This window comes from Streptomyces sp. YPW6 (assembly GCF_018866325.1).
Classification (GTDB): domain Bacteria; phylum Actinomycetota; class Actinomycetes; order Streptomycetales; family Streptomycetaceae; genus Streptomyces.
Genome location: NZ_CP076457.1, coordinates 2,889,825 through 2,911,792, shown reverse-complemented (window position 1 = coordinate 2,911,792; position 21,968 = coordinate 2,889,825). Strand labels below are relative to the sequence as shown.

Genomic DNA, 21,968 nt, shown 5'->3' with positions numbered 1-21,968 from the left:
CCTCGGCGGTGTGCCCCCGTGGTGGTTCGGCAGTCGACTGCCGTGACTACCGGTAGTTCACGAACTGGATCGCGAACTCGAAGTCCTTGCCCTTCAGCAGTGCCTGAACGGCCTGGAGGTCGTCCCGGCTCTTCGAGCTGACGCGCAGCTCGTCGCCCTGGACCTGCGCCTTGACGCCCTTGGGGCCCTCGTCGCGGATCGTCTTCGCCACCTTCTTGGCGTTCTCCTGGGAGATGCCTTCCTCGATGGTGGCGAAGATCTTGTACTCCTTGCCGGAGAGCTGCGGCTCACCGGCGTCCAGCGACTTCAGCGAGATGCCGCGCTTGACCAGCTTGGACTGGAAGATGTCGAGGATGGCCTTCACGCGCTCCTCGCCGTTCGCCTCCATCAGGATCTTCTCGCCCGACCACGAGATCGAGGCGCCCGTGCCCTTGAAGTCGTATCGCTGGGAGATCTCCTTGGCGGCCTGGTTGAGGGCGTTGTCGACCTCCTGCCGCTCGACCTTCGAGACGATGTCGAAACTGGAGTCGGCCATGACGTGTGGCTCCTTGCGTCGAATGTGCGTGGGATACAGGCCAAAGCCTAGCCACCGCCGCAGCCTCCGGGCGCTGATCAATGAGGTGGCGGAGCACCCCTGGCCATCGGGTATTGTTTACGTCGTCGCCAAGGAGCTCGCACGAGATCCGAGGCGCCGTTCGAGGCGGTGTGCCCGAGTGGCCAAAGGGAGCAGACTGTAAATCTGCCGGCTCAGCCTACCCAGGTTCGAACCCTGGCGCCGCCACGCGAACGAAGCCCCCGACCGGTTATCCGGTCGGGGGCTTCCTCGTTGTCCGGAGCCGGGCGGCCGGTGCGGCCGCCCGGCGGGTCTCAGTTGCCCGCGACGTCCTTCACGGCCACCGTCACCGGAACGTTCCCCGAGATCGCCTCCAGGGTGAGGCCCGCCGTCGCCGGGGTGTCCAGCAGCTCCAGCAGCGTGGCCGCCACGTCGTCGCGGGGGATCGGGCCACGTCCCGTCGAGGCGGCCAGGAGGACCTGGCCGGTGCCCGCGTCGTCGGTCAGCATCCCGGGGCGCAGGATCGTCCAGTCCAGCGCGGTGCGGGAGCGTACGGCCGCGTCCGCGGCGCCCTTGGCCCGCAGATACACGTCGAACACCTCGTCGCCGGAGTGGTCCGGGTCGGCGCCCATCGAGGAGACGACCAGGAAGCGGCGCACGCCCGCCGCCTCGGCCGCGTCGGCGAACAGCACGGCGGCGTCACGGTCGACGGTGTCCTTGCGGGCGGTGCCGCTGCTCGGTCCGGCGCCCGCCGCGAAGACGGCCGCGTCGGCGCCGCGCAGCACTTCCGCGGTCTGCTCCACGGTGGCCGATTCGAGGTCCAGCACCACGGGTTCGGCGCCGGCGTCGGTCAGGTCCTGGCTCTGTTGGGGGTTGCGGATGATTCCTGCGGCTTCATCCCCGCGTGCGGCGAGCAGCCGCTCCAGCCGCAGTGCGATCTGTCCGTGTCCACCTGCGATGACAATGCGCATACCTCCGACCGTACGCCCGGGGACGGGGTCGCGCTCAGTTCCTCGGCCCGGCGCCGGGGTCGGGCCGGCCCTGGCGCGGCAGGCCGCCGAGGCCCGCCTCGGCCTCGGCGTCGGAGTCGCAGTACTCGCGGACGGCGCTGGTACGCGCCACGATCCGGCCGCGGTGGATGACGATGCGGCTGTACGCGAGGGAGAGCGCCGCGGAGAGCCGTTCGCCGCGTACGGCCAGGAGTTCGGCGGGGAAGCCCGCCTCGACGCGCACGTCCGGCAGGCCGAGGGCCGCGCGGGCGCCCGCGGAGACCAGGGCGTACGCCTGCTCGGCGCGCAGCCCCGCCTGCGAGGCGAGGAGGTAGGCGGCTTCGAGCGGATCGCCGCGGCCGACCGGGTTGGCCGTGTCCCGCAGCGCGCCGCTGCCCGCCGTGACGTGCACACCGGCGGAGCGCAGCAGGCGGACCGGGGCGGTCGTACGACGCTCGGAACCGGAGCAGCCGCCCTGGGGCAGGCAGACCACGGTGATCCCGGCGGCGGCGAGCCGTTCCGCGGCACGGGCCGCGGTGTCCAGGGGCAGATGAGCCAGGCCGGCGCAGGGGCCGAGGGCGACCCCCGGGCGCAGCCCCGCGGCCATCGCGGCGAGCCGGGCCAGGCGGGCGGGGTCGTCGGCGTCGGTGTGCAGGTCCACGGGGCAGCCGTGCTCGGCGGCGATCTCCAGCACGGCTTCGGTGTAGCCCGTGGGGTCCGGGTCGAGGTCGGGACAGCCGCCGACGACGGCCGCGCCCATCTTCACCGCGTCCCTGAGCATCGCGAGGCTGTCCGCTCCCGCGACGCCGGTGAGCAGCCGGGGGACCGCGACGGGCAGCACGTCGGCGAGGCCGCGCAGGGCGCGCCGGGTCTGGAGGACGGCTTCGAGCGGGGCGAGACCCTGGACATCGCCGACGCGCACGTGGGTGCGCAGGGCGGTGGCGCCGTGGCCGAGCTGGAGGAGCGCCGCCTCGGTGGCGCGGCGCTGGATGTCCTCGGCGCGGAGGGACGCGGGGCCCGGACTGTCGGGGCCCAGGCTGTCCGCGGTGAGGGCGGTGTCGCTGTGGGCGTGGGGCTCGGCCGGGGCCGGGAGCAGCAGATAGCCGCGGAGGTCGATCCGGGGGCCGCGGGCGGTGAGGCTGCCCGCCGTGCCGACGGCCTCGATCCGGCCGCCGCTCAGGCGTACGTCCACGGCCCGGCCGTCGGCGAGGAGGGCGCCGCCGAGGACGAGGGCGGGGGTGTCGGCGGTGGTGGCCTCGTCGGCGCTGTCGGGCGCGTTGTCGTCGGGCCGCCGTGGCTGGCTGTCAGGCATCGCGCTCCTGGGAGGGGTGCAAGATCACACGGAGTGACCACACCCTAGGGGCGTGCGGGGGTGGCTTCCGGGAGGAGCGCAATAGTCGTACCGGTGCGCCTGCGGCGGCCGTCCACCGGGCCGGGTGCGGGTGCGGACGCGGCCTGGATCAGGACCTGATCAAGGCCTGATCAGGGGGCGTGGGAGGGCTCGGGCGGAGGGCCGGAGGATGCGGCGCAAACGGATTTGGGCAACCGGCGGGGGACCGTGTAATGTCTTCATCGCTCGCCCCAATAGCTCAGTCGGTAGAGCGTCTCCATGGTAAGGAGAAGGTCTGCGGTTCGATTCCGCATTGGGGCTCTGGTGATCGGGAAACCCCGCTTCGGCGGGGGGACTCATCATCAAAGCGGTGTAGCTCAGTCGGTAGAGCAAGCGGCTCATAATCGCTGTGTCACCGGTTCAAGTCCGGTCACCGCTACTAACGGTAGCCGATTGTTGGGTCGGTCCTTCGATCGGCTACTCTTTTATGCGTTCATCCGTCCATCGTCCGTCCAAGGAGCACTCACGTGGCTGCCACCGACGTCCGCCCGAAGATCACGCTGGCCTGCGTGGAGTGCAAGGAGCGGAACTACATCACCAAGAAGAACCGGCGTAACAACCCGGACCGTCTTGAGATGAAGAAGCACTGCCCGCGCTGCAACTCGCACACCGCGCACCGCGAAACGCGCTGAATCAGGCTCGTACACGAGGCCGTCCCCTCTGGGGGCGGCCTCGTGTCGTTGTATGAGGCCGCCCTCCCGTGCGGGGACGCGCCCCTGTTCGTCTTTCACCAGGTTTCTCAGGAGGTAGCGAGCTCATGGCGCTCGACCAGTCCTTCGTGGGGCGGACCTATCCGCCCACTCCGGCGTACGAGGTCGGCCGGGAGAAGATCCGCGAGTTCGCCGAGGCGGTGGGTGACGCCAACCCGGCGTACGTCGACCCGGAAGCCGCCCGTGCGCTCGGTCACGCCGATGTGATCGCGCCGCCCACGTTCGTCTTCTCGATCACCTACCGGGCCGCCGGAGTGGTGGTGCAGGACCCGCAGCTGGGCCTGGACTACAGCCGCGTGGTCCACGGGGACCAGAAGTTCCGTTACGTGCGTCCGGTGCGGGCGGGAGACCGGCTGACGGTCACGTCGACGATCGAGGGCATCAAGTCCCTGGCGGGCAACGACGTCCTCGACATTCGCGGGGACGTGCACGACGAGGCCGGTGAGCTGGTGGTCACGGCGGTCACGAAGCTGGTGGCGCGCGCCGCCGAGGAGGCGTGATGACGGCGAGGATCTCCTACGGGTCGGTCGAGGTCGGCACGGAGCTGCCGGCGCAGTCGTTCCCGGTGACGCGGGCCACGCTCGTGCAGTACGCGGGCGCCTCGGGCGACTTCAACCCGATCCACTGGAACGAGAAGTTCGCGCGCGAGGTCGGACTGCCGGACGTGATCGCGCACGGCATGTTCACGATGGCCGAGGCGGTGCGCGTCGTCACGGACTGGGCCGGCGACCCGGGTGCGGTCGTCGACTACGGGGTGCGGTTCACCAAGCCGGTCGTCGTGCCCAACGACGACAAGGGCGCGCTGATCGAGGTCAGCGGCAAGGTCGCGGCGAAGCTGGAGGACAACCTGGTCCGGGTGGACCTGGTGGCCCTGTGCGACGGCAAGAAGGTGCTGGGGATGTCCCGGGCCGTGGTCCGGCTCGCCTGAGACGCAACCGGCGCGGCCGGCCGGGGGCGCACCCGCCCCGGGGCGCCGGTCGTCGTGGCGCCCGTCGCCGGGACTCGCTTCCGGCCGCTGCGGCGGACGCCCGAGGCGCCGGACCCCGCAGGACGGTCCGTGGCCCCGCACGAGCGGCGGGGCCACGGACCGTACTCTTGTCCCCGTGCAGGAACTCCACGACGCCCCCCTCGCCCCCCTGACCACCTTCCGGCTCGGTGGCCCCGCCGCCCGGCTGCTGACCGCCACGACCGACGCCGAGGTGATCGCCGCCGTCCGCGAGGCCGACGCGAGCGGCACCCCGCTGCTGGTCGTCGGCGGCGGCTCCAACCTGGTCATCGGGGACAAGGGCTTCGACGGCACCGCGCTGCGCATCGCCACGCAGGGCTTCGAGCTCTCCGGTACGTCACTGGAGCTGGCGGCCGGAGAGGTGTGGACCGACGCCGTCGCCCGGACCGTCGAGGCGGGCCTCGCGGGCATCGAGTGCCTGGCGGGCATCCCCGGTTCCGCGGGCGCGACACCCATCCAGAACGTCGGCGCGTACGGACAGGAGGTGTCCTCCACCATCACGGAGGTCGTCGCCTACGACCGGCGCACCCGGGAGACCGTGACGATTCCGAACACGGAGTGCGCGTTCTCGTACCGTCACAGCCGCTTCAAGGCCGAACCCGACCGCTTCGTGGTGCTGCGGGTCCGATGCGAACTGGAAGAGGCGAACGGGCTTTCCGCGCCCCTCAAGTACCCGGAAACGGCGAGGGCGATGGGCGTCGAGCAGGGCGACCGCGTGCCGCTCCCGGCCGCCCGCGAGACCGTCCTGCGCCTGCGCGCGGGCAAGGGCATGGTGCTGGACCCGGAGGACCACGACACCTGGTCCGCGGGGTCGTTCTTCACCAACCCGATCCTCGGACCGGCCGCCTTCCAGGAGTTCATCGGCCGGGTCCACGACCGCCTCGGGCCGGACGTGACGCCCCCGGCGTTCCCCGCCGAGGACGGCCGCACCAAGACCTCGGCGGCCTGGCTGATCGACCGGGCCGGATTCACCAAGGGGTACGGCGACGGGCCCGCCCGGATCTCCACCAAGCACACCCTCGCCCTCACCAACCGGGGCACGGCCACCACCGAGGACCTGCTCGCCCTGGCCCGCGAGGTCGTCGCCGGAGTGCACGCGGCCTTCGGTGTCACCCTGGTCAACGAGCCGGTGACGGTCGGCGTCAGCCTGTAGCGCGCGGGGCGTACCCGCTCGGCACGTGGCGCCCGCGCCCTGCCGCACGGACGCAGCCCGAAGCACGCGCGGCGCACGCGCTCACCGGGCGATGCTCCTCCTGCCGCACGGCCGCCGGGCCGCCGACCAGCGCGGGCACCGCGTGCGCCACGTCCGCCCGGGAGCCGGTCCTGCCGCTGCGCGGCCACGCCGCTGGGCGGCAGCCGTCCGGGGTCAGCCGGCCAGCCAGTCGTCGATGCCCGACAACAGCTTCTCCCGTACGTCCACGGGAGCCGCCGATCCGCGCACCGACTGGCGGGCCAGCTCGGCCAGCTCCCCGTCGGTGAAGCCGTGGTGGCGGCGCACCAGCTCGTACTGGGCGGCCAGCCGCGAACCGAACAGCAGCGGGTCGTCCGCTCCCAGCGCCATCGGCACACCCGCGTCGAACAGAGTGCGCAGGGGGACATCGGCGGGCTTCTCGTAGACACCGAGCGCCACATTGGACGACGGGCACACCTCGCAGGTGATCTGCCGCTCGGCGAGCCTGCGCAGCAGCCGGGGGTCCTCGGCGGCCCGTACGCCGTGGCCGATCCGCGCGGCGTCCAGGTCGTCGAGGCAGTCGCGCACGCTGGAGGGCCCCGACAGCTCCCCGCCGTGCGGAGCCGCCAGCAGACCGCCCTCCCGGGCGATGGCGAAGGCCCGGTCGAAGTCGCGGGCCATCCCGCGCCGCTCGTCGTTGGAGAGCCCGAAGCCGACGACGCCCCGGTCGGCGTAGCGCACGGCGAGCCGGGCCAGGGTGCGGGCGTCCAGCGGGTGCTTCATCCGGTTGGCGGCGATCACCACGCGCATGTCCAGGCCGGTGTCCCGGGAGGCGCTGTCGACGGCGTCCAGGATGATCTCGATGGCCGGGATCAGCCCGCCGAGCAGCGGGGCGTACGAGGTGGGGTCGACCTGGATCTCCAGCCAGCCGGAACCGTCCGCGACGTCCTCCTCGGCGCTCTCGCGCACCAGACGCCGGATGTCCTCGGGGGCCCGCAGGCAGGACCGGGCGATGTCGTAGAGCCGCTGGAAACGGAACCAGCCGCGCTCGTCGGTCGCCCGCAGTTTCGGTGGCTCGCCGCCGGTCAGGGCGTCGGGGAGGTGGACCCCGTACTTGTCGGCGAGTTCGAGCAGGGTGGCGGGCCGCATCGACCCGGTGAAGTGCAGGTGCAGGTGGGCCTTGGGCAACAGACGTACATCACGCTCCATTGGAAGATCCTGCCGCACGGGCGGGCCACAGCGGTAGCCGCTTTCCCCTTCCGGGGGCTGCTCGAACAAAAAAAGCGCCCCCGCCCGGAGGGTGTTACGGCGGCCGGGGGCACGGTGGGACGAGGGCTCAGGCCTTGGCCTCGCCCAGCAGCTTCTGGATCCGCGAGACGCCCTCGATCAGGTCGTCGTCGCCCAGTGCGTAGGAAAGGCGCAGGTAGCCGGGGGTGCCGAAGGCCTCACCGGGGACGACGGCCACTTCGGCCTCGTCCAGGATCAGGGCGGCCAGCTCGACCGTGGTGGCCGGGCGCTTGCCGCGGATCTCCTTGCCGAGCAGGTCCTTGACCGCCGGGTAGGCGTAGAACGCGCCCTCCGGCTCCGGGCAGAACACGCCGTCGATCTCGTTGAGCATCCGCACGATGAGCTTGCGGCGGCGGTCGAAGGCGGTGCGCATCTCGGCGACGGCGTCCAGCGGGCCGGAGACGGCCGCCAGCGCGGCGATCTGGGCGACGTTGGAGACGTTGGAGGTGGCGTGCGACTGGAGGTTGGTCGCGGCCTTGACGACGTCCTTGGGGCCGACGATCCAGCCCACGCGCCAGCCGGTCATCGCGTACGTCTTGGCGACGCCGTTGACGACGATGCACTTGTCGCGCAGCTCCGGGACGATCGCCGGGAGCGAGGTGAAGGTCGCGTCGCCGTAGACGAGGTGCTCGTAGATCTCGTCGGTCAGGACCCACAGGCCGTGCTCGACGGCCCAGCGGCCGATCGCCTCGGCGTCGGCCTCGCTGTAGACCGCGCCCGTCGGGTTGGACGGCGAGACGAACAGGACGACCTTGGTCTTCTCGGTGCGCGCGGCCTCCAGCTGCTCGACGGAGACCCGGTAGCCGGTGGTCTCGTCGGCGACGACCTCGACCGGGACACCGCCGGCGAGCCGGATCGACTCGGGGTAGGTGGTCCAGTAGGGAGCGGGCACGATGACCTCGTCGCCCGGGTCGAGGATCGCGGCGAAGGCCTCGTAGATGGCCTGCTTGCCGCCGTTGGTGACCAAAATCTGGCTGGCGTCGACCTCGTAGCCGGAGTCGCGCAGCGTCTTCTCCGCGATGGCGGTCTTGAGCTCGGGGAGCCCGCCCGCGGGGGTGTAGCGGTGGTACTTCGGGTTGCGGCAGGCCTCGACCGCGGCGTCGACGATGTAGTCGGGTGTCGGGAAGTCGGGTTCTCCGGCCCCGAAACCGATCACCGGACGCCCGGCGGCCTTGAGGGCCTTGGCCTTGGCGTCGACGGCGAGGGTCGCGGACTCGGAGATCGCGCCGATGCGGGCGGAGACCCGGCGCTCGGACGGTGAAGTTGCAGCGCTCATGGCCCCATGTTTGCAGACCGCGAAAGCCGTCGGTGCAGGGGTTTCGGAGACCGGACAGGACCGGGACAGCATCCGGACAGGACCGGTCGGCCGTTGTCTGTTCGACGCGGAGGCCCTGAGCACGTACACTCACCTGTCGTTGGCCTTCACCAGCCACACCGTTCCTGCACCCGGTCACCGGGGAAGATGCGGTAGGTTGGTGGAAACCACCAAGGGTCGTAGCTCAATTGGTAGAGCACTGGTCTCCAAAACCAGCGGTTGGGGGTTCAAGTCCCTCCGGCCCTGCTACACACTCCTTCGCCAGGATGTGTGCGCATGTACGTACTTCATTGCACAGCCGTGCGGCTCCACCGGGCGCGGCACGGCCACGACCCGGAATCAGGTGAGTAGCGTGACGGACGCCGTGGGCTCCATCGACATGCCTGATGCCGATGATGAAGCTCCCGAGTCGAAGAAGAAGACTCGGAAGGGCGGCAAGCGCGGCAAGAAGGGCCCTCTGGGCCGTCTCGCGCTGTTCTACCGCCAGATCGTCGCCGAACTCCGTAAGGTTGTCTGGCCGACGCGTAGCCAGCTCACGACGTACACCTCCGTGGTGATCGTGTTCGTCGTCGTCATGATCGGTCTTGTTACCGTTCTCGACATGGGCTTCGCCCGAATCGTCAAGTACGTCTTCGGCTGATCACGCGGAAGGCGTCGGACCCGGCGTCCCTTTCGCACGTTCCACCCTTTGTATCCAGGAAGAAGCAGCCATCGTGTCTGACCCGAACCTGAACGACGCCGTCGAGCCCGAGGCCGGCGCCTCGGAGTCCGCCAAGGACGAGCTCGACATCGTTGAGGCTGCTGACTCCGTGGACCCGGACCAGGCCGAGGCCGCCGAGGGCGAGGACGCGGCAGCCGACGAGGCGGCCGAGGCCGTCGAGACCGTCGAGGAAGAGGCCGCCGACGAGGAGGAGGCCGAGCCGGCCGCCCCCGTCGACCCCATCGCCGCCCTGCGCGACGAGCTGCGCACCCTCCCCGGCGAGTGGTACGTCATCCACACGTACGCCGGGTACGAGAAGCGCGTGAAGGCCAACCTGGAGCAGCGCGCCGTCTCGCTGAACGTGGAGGAGTTCATCTATCAGGCCGAGGTGCCTGAAGAGGAAATCGTCCAGATCAAGAACGGCGAGCGCAAGAACGTCCGGCAGAACAAGCTCCCCGGCTACGTGCTGGTGCGCATGGATCTGACGAACGAGTCCTGGGGCGTCGTGCGGAACACGCCGGGCGTCACCGGCTTCGTGGGCAACGCCTACGACCCCTACCCGCTGACCCTGGACGAGATCGTCAAGATGCTCGCCCCGGAGGCCGAGGAGAAGGCCGCCCGCGAGGCCGCTGAGGCCGAGGGCAAGCCGGCTCCGGCCCGCAAGGTCGAGGTCCAGGTGCTGGACTTCGAGGTCGGCGACTCGGTCACCGTCACCGACGGCCCGTTCGCCACGCTGCAGGCCACGATCAACGAGATCAACGCCGACTCGAAGAAGGTCAAGGGCCTCGTCGAGATCTTCGGCCGCGAGACCCCGGTCGAGCTCAGCTTCGACCAGATCCAGAAGAACTAGCGCTTCCCGCCGGTCTCTGGAACACACGCCTACCCAACAGGTCAGACGGGCTTCGCAGCCTGTCTGACCTGTTGGTTTTTGGTCGCGCAGCTATACCCGTTATCGTTGTGCGGTATGCCTCCATCCGGATGACCGGAATGGCGGCGAAACACTCTCACTAGGACCCGGAGAGAGCAATGCCTCCCAAGAAGAAGAAGGTCACGGGGCTTATCAAGCTCCAGATCAACGCCGGTGCGGCGAACCCGGCCCCGCCGGTCGGCCCCGCGCTCGGTCAGCACGGCGTCAACATCATGGAGTTCTGCAAGGCCTACAACGCCGCGACCGAGTCGCAGCGTGGCATGGTCGTGCCGGTGGAGATCACGGTCTACGAGGACCGCTCCTTCACCTTCATCACGAAGACTCCGCCGGCCGCCAAGCTGATCCTCAAGGCCGCGGGTGTGGAGAAGGGCTCCGGCGAGCCGCACAAGACCAAGGTCGCCAAGCTGACGGCCGACCAGGTCCGCGAGATCGCCACGACGAAGCTCCCCGACCTGAACGCCAATGACCTCGACGCCGCGTCGAAGATCATCGCCGGCACCGCCCGTTCCATGGGCATCACGGTCGAAGGCTGACTCAGCCCCGTCACCCCCAGTGGTAGGGCCAAGCGCTGGTCCGCACCACGACTCCACACTCGGAAACCACAGGAGTAGAAGTGAAGCGCAGCAAGAACCTCCGCGCTGCGGACGCCAAGATCGACCGGGAGCGCGTGTACGCCCCGCTCGAGGCCGTCCGTCTCGCCAAGGACACCGCCACCACGAAGTTCGACGGCACCGTCGAGGTCGCCTTCCGCCTGGGTGTCGACCCGCGCAAGGCCGACCAGATGGTCCGCGGCACCGTGAACCTCCCGCACGGCACCGGCAAGACCGCCCGGGTCCTGGTCTTCGCGACCGGTGACCGTGCTGCGGCCGCGGAAGCCGCCGGAGCCGACATCGTCGGCGCCGACGAGCTGATCGACGAGGTGGCGAAGGGCCGTCTGGACTTCGACGCCGTCGTCGCCACCCCGGACCTCATGGGCAAGGTCGGCCGCCTGGGCCGCGTGCTCGGTCCGCGTGGTCTGATGCCGAACCCGAAGACCGGCACCGTCACCCCCGATGTCGTCAAGGCTGTCAACGACATCAAGGGCGGAAAGATCGAGTTCCGCGTCGACAAGCACTCCAACCTGCACTTCATCATCGGCAAGGTCTCGTTCGACGAGACCAAGCTGGTGGAGAACTACGCAGCGGCGCTGGAGGAAGTCCTCCGTCTGAAGCCGTCCGCCGCCAAGGGCCGCTACATCAAGAAGGCCGCTCTGACGACCACGATGGGCCCCGGCATCCCGCTGGACGCCAACCGCACCCGCAACCTCCTCGTTGAGGAGGACCCGGCCGCCGTCTGAGCCCCCGCGCTCACCCGGTAGCCGCGTCGCAGGCGCGCACTGTGTGAACGGGCCCCGCAACCTTTCGAGGTGCGGGGCCCGTCCTCGTATCCGTAAGTCCTCCATGCCTGTCAGTGCCCTGTGACACTGTGGAGCGGGGGACGACGGACGAAACGAGGGGTGGACCGGCAACATGAGGACGAGCACGGCACGACGCATGGGTACGGCTCTCGCCGCCGCGGCGGCACTGACGTCGATGGCGGCCTGCAGTGGCTCCGACGGCTCGGAAGGCTCCAGCGGCTCCGGCAAGGGCGAGGCGGACGCCGTCGCCAAGGCGAGCCCCGTGGCGGCCCTGAAGCAGGTGCGGCAGAAGACCGGTGGTGCCCAGTCGGCGAAGGTCGAGGGCACCACGGAGATGGGCGGCGCGATCTCCATGAAGCAGTCCGGGGTCGTCGGCTGGGCCGACGGTCTCTCCGGCACCCTCACCATCACTTACACCGGCGGCACCATGGGCGAAGCCCTGAAGCAGGCCGGCGGAGACGGATCGGTCGAGGCGCGCTACTTCAAGGACGCGTACTACGCCAACATGGGCGCCGGCCCGGCGGCCGAAACCGGCGGCAAGAACTGGATCCGGTACGCCTTCAAGGACCTCGCCGAGCTGGGCGGGGCCGCCGGCGACGTCATGAAGGACCAGGTACAGAACAGCACGCCCGACCAGGGCGTGAAGGCGCTCCTGGCCTCCGGCGACGTCGAGAAGGTCGGCCAGGAGGAGGTCCGCGGGGTCCCGGCCACGCACTACTCCGGCACGATCGACGTGGCCGAGCTGACCGCGAAGAACAGCGACCTGGACGCTGAGCAGCTGGCCGCCTTCAAGGAGCAGCTGGCGCTCGCCGGGGTGACCACGCAGACCGTCGACATCTGGGTCGACAAGAACGACCTGCTGGTGAAGAAGACCGAGCGCGGCGAGATGAAGACCGGCACGTTCAACTCGACGCTCTTCTACAGCGACTACGGCACCGAGGTCCCCTCGGACCGGCCGGATGCCTCGGACACCGTGGACTTCACGGAACTGCTGAAGCAGGGGGTTACCCCGGGCAGCACCACCTGACACCTCTTTCACGGGACGAACAGGGACGGATTTGCCCGTCGCCCGTCCGGTCGCGTACTCTCACCAGGAAGCCAAAGACCGCTGGTCGTCGCTGTGCCTCGCAAGGGGACGGTGACCGAAGGTTCCGCTAGATCGGACGACCTGCGCAGGTGACTGTGGAATCGCTCCCGGACTTCTGTTCGGTCGAGCTGCGCCCTGGCACTTGTGCTGGGGCGTTTCGTCTTTCCCGGCCCCTTCTGAGCGGTCCTCATCACCCGGAAGGAGGCCGACGCTCATGGCAAGGCCCGACAAGGCTGCCGCGGTAGCCGAGCTGACGGACCAGTTCCGCAGCTCGAACGCCGCCGTGCTGACCGAGTACCGGGGTCTCACCGTGGCACAGCTCAAGGAGCTGCGCCGTTCGCTCGGTGAGAACGCCCAGTACGCCGTGGTGAAGAACACGCTGACCAAGATTGCGGCCAACGAGGCCGGGATCGACGCGCTGGACGACCTGTTCTCGGGTCCGACGGCGGTTGCCTTCGTCACCGGTGACCCGGTGGAGTCGGCGAAGGGTCTTCGTGACTTCGCCAAGGACAACCCCAACCTCATCATCAAGGGCGGTGTCCTTGACGGTAAGGCGCTGTCCGCCGATGAGTTCAAGAAGCTCGCGGACCTCGAGTCCCGCGAGGTTCTGCTCTCCAAGCTGGCCGGTGCTTTCAAGGGCAAGCAGACGCAGGCGGCGCAGGTCTTCCAGGCCCTGCCCTCCAAGTTCGTCCGCACCGCGGAAGCTCTTCGCGCCAAGAAGGAAGAGCAGGGCGGTGCCGGTACTCCGGCTCCCGCCGAGGCCGCCGAGTAATCACGCTCAGCGGTCCAGCGGGCTCCACGTACGCCCGCCGACATATACATCCGGCACCTGCCGAATAGTGGAAGGACGCCTGTCATGGCGAAGCTGTCCCAGGATGACCTGCTCGCGCAGTTCGAAGAGATGACCCTCATCGAGCTCTCCGAGTTCGTGAAGGCCTTCGAGGAGAAGTTCGACGTCACCGCCGCCGCGGCCGTCGCCGTCGCCGGTCCGGCCCAGGGCGGCGCCCCGGCCGAGGCCGCTGTCGAGCAGGACGAGTTCGACGTCATCCTCACCGGCGCCGGCGAGAAGAAGATCCAGGTCATCAAGGTCGTGCGTGAGCTGACCTCGCTGGGTCTGAAGGAGGCCAAGGACCTCGTCGACGGCACCCCGAAGCCGGTCCTCGAGAAGGTCGCGAAGGAGGCCGCCGAGAAGGCTGCCGAGTCCCTCAAGGCCGCCGGCGCTTCCGTCGAGGTCAAGTAACACCTCGGGAGTCCTCCGGACTCCCCGGGCACGTCAGGTGCCCGCACCAAGGGCGATCACCCATTCGGGTGGTCGCCCTTCGGCGTGCCCGGGGCGGGTGTCTTGCTCTTCCGCCGACGACGAGTAGGGTGATCTTCGCCGTGCGCCTCCTGCGGACCTCTCACGGGGGTCCTGCGGGGTTCCCGGGGGTGGCCGGTGAAGGCTCCTGGCGGGTCCGATCGGACCGGCGGGCCTTGACGAACCGGACGCGGCGCGCAATTCTCAGGACGCGTCATCACTTCGATCCGTATCCGAGGCATGGATCGAGAGTGAAGCGGGAAGTAAGGAAGCGCGCACCCCGCGCGAGGGCAAGACATAGGCGTTGAGAACAACTGTTGAGAGCAACGTGGGTCTCTGAGAACCCCGACTGGACATCAGTGTGCCGCTTGGCTACACTGACCCTTTGCGCTGCCTGTTAGCTGCCTCCTGCCCGTCACCAGGGGCATGCCCACGCTGAAGCACCGATGACCGACCCCCTCCGACCTGGTCGTTTTGACCGATTCGGGAGCGGCCTGTCTATGTGACCAGAGTGGGACCGGTACGCGCGTAGTGAGTCCGAGCCCTCGGAAGGACCCCCTCTTGGCCGCCTCGCGCAACGCCTCGACCGCGAATACGAACAACGGTGCCAGCACCGCCCCGCTGCGCATCTCTTTTGCAAAGATCAAGGAGCCCCTCGAGGTTCCGAACCTCCTCGCGCTGCAGACCGAGAGCTTTGACTGGCTCCTCGGCAACGCCGCCTGGAAGGCTCGCGTCGAGGCTGCTCTGGACAGTGGACAAGACGTCCCCACCAAGTCCGGCCTCGAGGAGATCTTCGAGGAGATCTCTCCGATCGAGGACTTCTCCGGGTCGATGTCGCTTACGTTCCGCGACCACCGTTTCGAGCCCCCGAAGAACTCGATCGACGAGTGCAAGGAGCGCGACTTCACGTTCGCCGCGCCGCTCTTCGTCACGGCCGAGTTCACCAACAACGAGACCGGCGAGATCAAGTCCCAGACGGTCTTCATGGGCGACTTCCCGCTCATGACCAACAAGGGCACCTTCGTCATCAACGGCACCGAGCGTGTCGTCGTGTCGCAGCTGGTCCGCTCGCCGGGTGTCTACTTCGACTCCTCCATCGACAAGACGTCCGACAAGGACATCTTCTCCGCCAAGATCATCCCCTCCCGGGGCGCCTGGCTGGAGATGGAGATCGACAAGCGCGACATGGTCGGTGTCCGCATCGACCGCAAGCGCAAGCAGTCCGTCACCGTCCTCCTGAAGGCTCTCGGCTGGACCACCGAGCAGATCCTGGAGGAGTTCGGCGAGTACGAGTCCATGCGCGCCACCCTGGAGAAGGACCACACCCAGGGCCAGGACGACGCGCTGCTCGACATCTACCGCAAGCTGCGTCCGGGCGAGCCGCCCACCCGCGAGGCCGCTCAGACGCTGCTCGAGAACCTCTACTTCAACCCGAAGCGCTACGACCTCGCGAAGGTCGGCCGCTACAAGGTGAACAAGAAGCTCGGCGCCGATGAGCCGCTGGACGCCGGGGTGCTCACCACCGACGACGTCATCGCGACCATCAAGTACCTGGTCAAGCTGCACGCCGGCGAGACCGAGACGATGGGTGAGTCCGGCCGGGAGATCGTCGTCGAGACCGACGACATCGACCACTTCGGCAACCGTCGTCTGCGCAACGTCGGCGAGCTCATCCAGAACCAGGTCCGCACGGGCCTGGCGCGGATGGAGCGCGTCGTGCGCGAGCGCATGACCACCCAGGACGTCGAGGCGATCACGCCGCAGACCCTGATCAACATCCGGCCGGTCGTCGCCTCCATCAAGGAGTTCTTCGGCACCAGCCAGCTGTCGCAGTTCATGGACCAGAACAACCCGCTGTCGGGTCTCACCCACAAGCGCCGTCTGTCGGCTCTTGGCCCGGGTGGTCTGTCCCGTGAGCGGGCCGGCTTCGAGGTCCGCGACGTGCACCCGTCCCACTACGGACGCATGTGCCCGATCGAGACCCCCGAAGGCCCGAACATCGGTCTGATCGGTTCGCTCGCCTCGTACGGCCGCGTCAACGCGTTCGGCTTCATCGAGACGCCGTACCGCAAGGTCGTCGACGGCCAGGTCACCGACGACGTCGACTACATCACCGCCGACGAGGAGGACCGCTTCGTCATCGCCCAGGCGAACGCGACCCTCAACGACGAGCTGCGCTTCACCGAGCCGCGCGTCCTGGTCCGCCGCCGCGGGGGAGAGGTCGACTACGTCCCCGCGTCCGAGGTCGACTACATGGACGTCTCGCCGCGCCAGATGGTGTCCGTCGCCACCGCGATGATCCCCTTCCTGGAGCACGACGACGCCAACCGTGCCCTCATGGGCGCGAACATGATGCGTCAGGCGGTGCCGCTGATTAAGTCGGAGGCCCCGCTGGTCGGCACCGGCATGGAGTACCGCTGCGCCACCGACGCCGGTGACGTCCTCAAGGCCGAGAAGGACGGTGTGGTCCAGGAGGTCTCCGCGGACTACATCACCGTCACGAACGACGACGGCACGTACACCACGTACCGCATCGCCAAGTTCATGCGCTCCAACCAGGGCACCTCGGTCAACCAGAAGGTCGTCGTCTCCGAGGGCGACCGGATCGTCACCGACCAGGTGCTCGCCGACGGACCGGCCACCGAGAACGGTGAGATGGCCCTCGGCAAGAACCTGCTCGTGGCGTTCATGCCGTGGGAGGGTCACAACTACGAGGACGCGATCATCCTGTCGCAGCGCCTCGTGCAGGACGACGTCCTCTCCTCGATCCACATCGAGGAGCACGAGGTCGACGCCCGTGACACCAAGCTCGGCCCGGAGGAGATCACCCGGGACATCCCGAACGTCTCCGAGGAGGTCCTCGCCGACCTCGACGAGCGCGGCATCATCCGGATCGGTGCCGAGGTCGTCGCCGGCGACATCCTCGTCGGCAAGGTCACGCCCAAGGGCGAGACCGAGCTGACCCCCGAGGAGCGCCTGCTCCGCGCGATCTTCGGTGAGAAGGCGCGCGAGGTCCGCGACACCTCGCTGAAGGTGCCGCACGGTGAGATCGGCAAGGTCATCGGCGTCCGCGTCTTCGACCGCGAAGAGGGCGACGAGCTGCCGCCGGGCGTGAACCAGCTGGTCCGCGTCTACGTCGCGCAGAAGCGCAAGATCACCGACGGTGACAAGCTCGCCGGCCGTCACGGCAACAAGGGCGTCATCTCCAAGATCCTGCCGATCGAGGACATGCCGTTCCTGGAGGACGGCACCCCGGTCGACATCATCCTCAACCCGCTGGGTGTCCCGTCCCGAATGAACCCGGGACAGGTCCTGGAGATCCACCTCGGCTGGCTCGCCAGCCGCGGCTGGGACGTCTCCGGCCTCGGTGACGAGTGGGCCCAGCGCCTGCAGGCCATCGGCGCCGACCAGGTCGCCCCCGGCACCAACGTCGCCACGCCCGTCTTCGACGGCGCCCGCGAGGACGAGATCTCCGGTCTCTTCGAGGCCACGATCCCCAACCGCGACGGCGACCGCCTGGTCCAGCCCTCCGGCAAGGCCCAGCTGTTCGACGGCCGCTCCGGCGAGCCGTTCCCGGACCCGGTCTCGGTCGGGTTCATGTACATCCTCAAGCTGCACCACCTGGTCGACGACAAGCTCCACGCGCGTTCGACCGGCCCGTACTCCATGATCACGCAGCAGCCGCTGGGTGGTAAGGCGCAGTTCGGTGGTCAGCGCTTCGGTGAGATGGAGGTGTGGGCCCTTGAGGCTTACGGCGCCGCGTACGCCCTCCAGGAGCTCCTGACGATCAAGTCCGACGACGTGACCGGCCGCGTGAAGGTCTACGAGGCCATCGTCAAGGGCGAGAACATCCCCGAGCCCGGCATTCCCGAGTCCTTCAAGGTGCTCATCAAGGAAATGCAGTCGCTCTGCCTCAACGTGGAGGTGCTGTCCTCGGACGGCATGTCCATCGAGATGCGTGACACGGACGAGGACGTCTTCCGCGCGGCGGAGGAACTCGGTATCGACCTGTCCCGGCGCGAGCCGAGCAGCGTCGAAGAGGTCTGACGGGCCGGCCGGCCGCCTCACCCCGAGGCGGCCGGCCCTCCCCGGACCCGTTCAGACCATTGATTGAGACGAGACCCCGAAAGAGGGATTGACGACAAGTGCTCGACGTCAACTTCTTCGACGAGCTGCGGATCGGCCTTGCCACCGCGGACGACATCCGGACCTGGTCGCACGGCGAAGTCAAGAAGCCGGAGACCATCAACTACCGCACGCTCAAGCCCGAAAAGGACGGACTCTTCTGCGAGAAGATCTTCGGTCCGACCCGGGACTGGGAGTGCTACTGCGGCAAGTACAAGCGTGTCCGCTTCAAGGGCATCATCTGCGAGCGCTGTGGCGTCGAGGTCACGCGCGCCAAGGTGCGCCGTGAGCGGATGGGCCACATCGAGCTTGCCGCTCCCGTCACCCACATCTGGTACTTCAAGGGCGTTCCCTCGCGCCTCGGATACCTGCTGGACCTCGCGCCGAAGGACCTCGAGAAGGTCATCTACTTCGCCGCGTACATGATCACGTTCGTGGACGAGGAGCGCCGCACCCGCGACCTGCCGTCCCTGGAGGCCCACGTCTCCGTCGAGCGTCAGCAGACCGAGAACCGTCGCGACGCCGACCTGGAGGCCCGCGCCAAGAAGCTCGAGACCGACCTGGCCGAGCTGGAGGCCGAGGGCGCCAAGGCCGACGTGCGCCGCAAGGTGCGCGAAGGCGCCGAGCGTGAGATGAAGCAGCTGCGCGACCGTGCGCAGCGCGAGATCGACCGCCTCGACGAGGTGTGGAGCCGCTTCAAGAACCTCAAGGTCCAGGACCTGGAGGGCGACGAGCTGCTCTACCGCGAGCTGCGTGACCGCTTCGGCACGTACTTCGACGGCTGCATGGGCGCCGCCGCGCTGCAGAAGCGCCTGGAGTCCTTCGACCTCGACGAGGAGGCCGAGCGCCTCCGCGAGATCATCCGCACCGGCAAGGGCCAGAAGAAGACCCGTGCGCTCAAGCGCCTCAAGGTCGTCTCCGCGTTCCTGCAGACCAGCAACAAGCCCAAGGGCATGGTGCTCGACTGCGTGCCGGTCATCCCGCCGGACCTGCGTCCGATGGTGCAGCTGGACGGTGGCCGCTTCGCGACCTCCGACCTGAACGACCTGTACCGCCGCGTGATCAACCGCAACAACCGCCTGAAGCGGCTTCTCGACCTCGGCGCGCCCGAGATCATCGTGAACAACGAGAAGCGCATGCTCCAGGAGGCCGTGGACGCGCTGTTCGACAACGGCCGTCGCGGCCGTCCGGTCACCGGTCCCGGCAACCGTCCGCTGAAGTCCCTGAGCGACATGCTCAAGGGCAAGCAGGGCCGTTTCCGTCAGAACCTCCTCGGCAAGCGCGTGGACTACTCCGCGCGTTCCGTGATCGTCGTCGGTCCGCAGCTCAAGCTGCACCAGTGCGGTCTGCCGAAGGCGATGGCGCTGGAGCTGTTCAAGCCGTTCGTGATGAAGCGCCTGGTGGACCTGAACCACGCGCAGAACATCAAGTCGGCCAAGCGCATGGTCGAGCGCGGCCGCACCGTCGTGTACGACGTCCTCGAAGAGGTCATCGCCGAGCACCCGGTGCTGCTGAACCGTGCGCCCACCCTGCACCGCCTGGGCATCCAGGCCTTCGAGCCGCAGCTGGTCGAGGGCAAGGCCATCCAGATCCACCCGCTCGTCTGCACCGCGTTCAACGCGGACTTCGACGGTGACCAGATGGCCGTCCACCTGCCGCTCTCCGCGGAGGCGCAGGCCGAGGCCCGCATCCTGATGCTGTCCTCGAACAACATCCTGAAGCCGGCCGACGGGCGTCCCGTCACCATGCCGACCCAGGACATGGTGCTCGGTCTCTTCTTCCTCACCACGGACGACGACGGCCGCGACGTCAAGGGCGCGGACCGCGCCTTCGGTTCCACGGCCGAGGCCACCATGGCCTTCGACGCCCGCGAGCTCTCGCTCCAGGCGAAGATCGACATCCGCTTCCCGGTCGGTACCATGCCGCCGCGCGGCTGGGTGCCGCCGGTCGCCGAGGAGGGCGAGCCGGAGTACCAGCCCGGTGACACCTTCCGGCTGCGGACGACCCTGGGCCGCGCGCTCTTCAACGAGCTGCTGCCCGAGGACTACCCGTTCGTCGACTACTCGGTGGGCAAGAAGCAGCTCTCCGAGATCGTCAACGACCTGGCCGAGCGCTACCCCAAGGTGATCGTGGCGGCGACGCTCGACAACCTGAAGGCGGCGGGCTTCCACTGGGCGACCCGTTCGGGCGTCACCGTGGCCATCTCCGACGTCGTCGTGCCCGAGGCCAAGAAGGCCATCGTCAAGGGCTACGAGGAGCAGGACGAGAAGGTCCAGAAGCAGTACGAGCGCGGTCTGATCACCAAGGACGAGCGCACGCAGGAGCTCATCGCGATCTGGACCAAGGCGACCAACGAGGTCGCCGAGGCGATGAACGCGAACTTCCCGAAGACGAACCCCATCTTCATGATGGTCGACTCGGGTGCCCGAGGAAACATGATGCAGATGCGTCAGATCGCGGGTATGCGTGGTCTGGTGTCGAACGCCAAGAACGAGACGATCCCGCGTCCCATCAAGGCGTCCTTCCGCGAGGGCCTCACCGTTCTGGAGTACTTCATCTCCACGCACGGTGCCCGTAAGGGTCTGGCGGACACCGCCCTGCGTACCGCCGACTCGGGTTACCTGACCCGTCGTCTGGTGGACGTCTCGCAGGACGTGATCATCCGCGAGGAGGACTGCGGCACCGACCGCGGCCTGAAGCTGAAGATCGCGGTCAAGGGCGCCGACGGCGTGCTCCGCAAGACGGACGACGTCGAGACCTCGGTCTACGCCCGCATGCTCGCCGAGGACGTCGTGGTGGACGGCAAGGTCATCGCGCCTGCCAACGTCGACCTCGGTGACGTCCTGATCGACGCCCTGGTGGGCGCCGGCGTCGAGGAGGTCAAGACCCGCTCGGTCCTGACCTGTGAGTCCGCGGTCGGCACCTGTGCCTTCTGCTACGGACGCTCGCTCGCCACCGGCAAGCTGGTCGACATCGGTGAGGCGGTCGGCATCATCGCCGCCCAGTCCATCGGTGAGCCCGGTACCCAGCTGACGATGCGTACCTTCCACACCGGTGGTGTGGCCGGTGACGACATCACCCAGGGTCTGCCCCGTGTCGTCGAGCTCTTCGAGGCCCGTACGCCGAAGGGTGTCGCCCCGATCTCCGAGGCCAAGGGCCGGGTGCGGATCGAGGAGACCGAGAAGACCAAGAAGCTCGTCGTCACCCCGGACGACGGCAGCGACGAGACGGCATTCCCGATCTCGAAGCGTGCCCGTCTCCTGGTGGGCGAGGGCGACGCGGTCGAGGTGGGCCAGAAGCTCACCGTCGGTGCGACCAACCCGCACGACGTGCTGCGCATCCTCGGCCAGCGTGCGGTCCAGGTCCACCTGGTCGGCGAAGTCCAGAAGGTCTACAACTCGCAGGGCGTGTCGATCCACGACAAGCACATCGAGATCATCATCCGGCAGATGCTGCGCCGCGTGACGATCATCGAGTCCGGCGACGCGGAGCTGCTTCCGGGCGAGCTGGTCGAGCGGTCGAAGTTCGAGACCGAGAACCGTCGTGTGGTCACCGAGGGCGGTCACCCCGCCTCCGGCCGTCCGCAGCTGATGGGTATCACCAAGGCCTCGCTCGCCACCGAGTCGTGGCTGTCGGCGGCGTCCTTCCAGGAGACGACCAGGGTCCTCACCGACGCGGCGATCAACGCCAAGTCGGACTCCCTGATCGGCCTCAAGGAGAACGTCATCATCGGTAAGCTCATCCCGGCCGGTACGGGCCTGTCCCGCTACCGCAACATCCGGGTCGAGCCGACCGAGGAGGCCAAGGCCGCGATGTACTCGGCCGTCGGCTACGACGACATCGACTACTCGCCGTTCGGCACGGGCTCCGGCCAGGCCGTTCCGCTGGAGGACTACGACTACGGTCCGTACAACCAGTAAGCGAGCGGTTGCCGCTTGAACGCCGGAGGGCGGTCACCCCGTACGTATCGGGGTGACCGCCCTCCGGCGTTGTGCCGCCCGCGGGCTCCGGGGC

18 protein-coding genes and 4 tRNA genes are annotated in these 21,968 nt (G+C 68.6%); 17 read left to right on the top strand and 5 right to left on the bottom strand.

Annotated elements, in window-relative coordinates:
- Positions 1-46 precede the first annotated feature (46 nt).
- Complete coding sequence (locus tag KME66_RS12635) at positions 47-535, bottom strand: YajQ family cyclic di-GMP-binding protein (RefSeq protein ID WP_073220127.1); 489 nt, start codon at positions 533-535, stop codon at positions 47-49.
- A 164-nt stretch (positions 536-699) separates the two neighbouring features.
- Here KME66_RS12635 and KME66_RS12630 point away from each other — a divergent pair.
- Positions 700-781 (top strand) — tRNA-Tyr (locus KME66_RS12630).
- An 86-nt stretch (positions 782-867) separates the two neighbouring features.
- Here the strand turns inward: KME66_RS12630 and KME66_RS12625 are convergent.
- Positions 868-1,524, bottom strand: a complete 657-nt coding sequence (locus KME66_RS12625; RefSeq protein WP_216321914.1) for an SDR family oxidoreductase — start codon at positions 1,522-1,524, stop codon at positions 868-870.
- Between the two features lie 34 nt (positions 1,525-1,558).
- A complete protein-coding gene (locus tag KME66_RS12620) occupies positions 1,559-2,854 on the bottom strand; it encodes an amidohydrolase family protein (RefSeq protein WP_073220133.1) in 1,296 nt (431 codons plus the stop codon).
- Between the two features lie 266 nt (positions 2,855-3,120).
- Here KME66_RS12620 and KME66_RS12615 point away from each other — a divergent pair.
- From KME66_RS12615 to KME66_RS12590, 6 genes are all read left to right on the top strand, one after another.
- A tRNA-Thr gene (locus tag KME66_RS12615) sits at positions 3,121-3,193 on the top strand.
- A 45-nt stretch (positions 3,194-3,238) separates the two neighbouring features.
- Positions 3,239-3,311 (top strand) — tRNA-Met (locus KME66_RS12610).
- A gap of 88 nt (positions 3,312-3,399) precedes the next feature.
- Positions 3,400-3,564, top strand: coding sequence for a 50S ribosomal protein L33 (rpmG, locus tag KME66_RS12605; RefSeq protein ID WP_003956487.1), 165 nt, complete (start codon positions 3,400-3,402; stop codon positions 3,562-3,564).
- 125 nt (positions 3,565-3,689) lie between these two features.
- Entirely contained in the window at positions 3,690-4,142 is a 453-nt protein-coding gene (locus KME66_RS12600) for a MaoC family dehydratase N-terminal domain-containing protein (protein ID WP_216321911.1), read from the top strand.
- Complete coding sequence (locus KME66_RS12595; RefSeq protein ID WP_073220139.1) at positions 4,142-4,570, top strand: MaoC family dehydratase; 429 nt, start codon at positions 4,142-4,144, stop codon at positions 4,568-4,570. Before KME66_RS12600 ends, KME66_RS12595 begins: the two co-directional genes overlap by 1 nt.
- A 175-nt stretch (positions 4,571-4,745) precedes the next feature.
- On the top strand, positions 4,746-5,801 hold the full coding sequence (locus tag KME66_RS12590) for a UDP-N-acetylmuramate dehydrogenase (RefSeq protein WP_073220142.1): 1,056 nt from the start codon (positions 4,746-4,748) through the stop codon (positions 5,799-5,801).
- A gap of 213 nt (positions 5,802-6,014) precedes the next feature.
- Here KME66_RS12590 and KME66_RS12585 read toward each other — a convergent pair whose 3' ends face one another.
- Positions 6,015-7,028, bottom strand: a complete 1,014-nt coding sequence (locus tag KME66_RS12585; protein WP_216321908.1) for an adenosine deaminase — start codon at positions 7,026-7,028, stop codon at positions 6,015-6,017.
- 127 nt (positions 7,029-7,155) lie between these two features.
- Complete coding sequence (locus tag KME66_RS12580; RefSeq protein WP_216321907.1) at positions 7,156-8,382, bottom strand: pyridoxal phosphate-dependent aminotransferase; 1,227 nt, start codon at positions 8,380-8,382, stop codon at positions 7,156-7,158.
- A gap of 212 nt (positions 8,383-8,594) precedes the next feature.
- Between KME66_RS12580 and KME66_RS12575 the strand changes: the two genes are divergently transcribed.
- From KME66_RS12575 to KME66_RS12530, 10 genes are all read left to right on the top strand, one after another.
- A tRNA-Trp gene (locus KME66_RS12575) sits at positions 8,595-8,667 on the top strand.
- A gap of 106 nt (positions 8,668-8,773) precedes the next feature.
- Positions 8,774-9,061: a preprotein translocase subunit SecE gene (gene secE, locus KME66_RS12570; RefSeq protein WP_073220151.1), complete on the top strand. Its 288-nt coding sequence runs from the start codon at positions 8,774-8,776 to the stop codon at positions 9,059-9,061.
- Between the two features lie 73 nt (positions 9,062-9,134).
- Positions 9,135-9,971: a transcription termination/antitermination protein NusG gene (nusG, locus tag KME66_RS12565; RefSeq protein ID WP_073220154.1), complete on the top strand. Its 837-nt coding sequence runs from the start codon at positions 9,135-9,137 to the stop codon at positions 9,969-9,971.
- Positions 9,972-10,147: 176 nt separating this feature from the next.
- A complete protein-coding gene (rplK, locus tag KME66_RS12560; RefSeq protein ID WP_073220156.1) occupies positions 10,148-10,582 on the top strand; it encodes a 50S ribosomal protein L11 in 435 nt (144 codons plus the stop codon).
- A gap of 80 nt (positions 10,583-10,662) precedes the next feature.
- A complete protein-coding gene (rplA, locus tag KME66_RS12555) occupies positions 10,663-11,385 on the top strand; it encodes a 50S ribosomal protein L1 (RefSeq protein WP_065485002.1) in 723 nt (240 codons plus the stop codon).
- Positions 11,386-11,557: 172 nt separating this feature from the next.
- Positions 11,558-12,472: a hypothetical protein gene (locus KME66_RS12550; protein ID WP_216321906.1), complete on the top strand. Its 915-nt coding sequence runs from the start codon at positions 11,558-11,560 to the stop codon at positions 12,470-12,472.
- Positions 12,473-12,746: 274 nt separating this feature from the next.
- Entirely contained in the window at positions 12,747-13,304 is a 558-nt protein-coding gene (gene rplJ, locus KME66_RS12545; RefSeq protein WP_073220162.1) for a 50S ribosomal protein L10, read from the top strand.
- A gap of 84 nt (positions 13,305-13,388) precedes the next feature.
- Positions 13,389-13,772: a 50S ribosomal protein L7/L12 gene (gene rplL / locus KME66_RS12540; protein WP_006126876.1), complete on the top strand. Its 384-nt coding sequence runs from the start codon at positions 13,389-13,391 to the stop codon at positions 13,770-13,772.
- A gap of 618 nt (positions 13,773-14,390) precedes the next feature.
- Complete coding sequence (gene rpoB / locus KME66_RS12535) at positions 14,391-17,876, top strand: DNA-directed RNA polymerase subunit beta (protein WP_073220166.1); 3,486 nt, start codon at positions 14,391-14,393, stop codon at positions 17,874-17,876.
- A gap of 98 nt (positions 17,877-17,974) precedes the next feature.
- Positions 17,975-21,874: a DNA-directed RNA polymerase subunit beta' gene (locus KME66_RS12530; RefSeq protein WP_073220168.1), complete on the top strand. Its 3,900-nt coding sequence runs from the start codon at positions 17,975-17,977 to the stop codon at positions 21,872-21,874.
- Positions 21,875-21,968 lie beyond the last annotated feature (94 nt).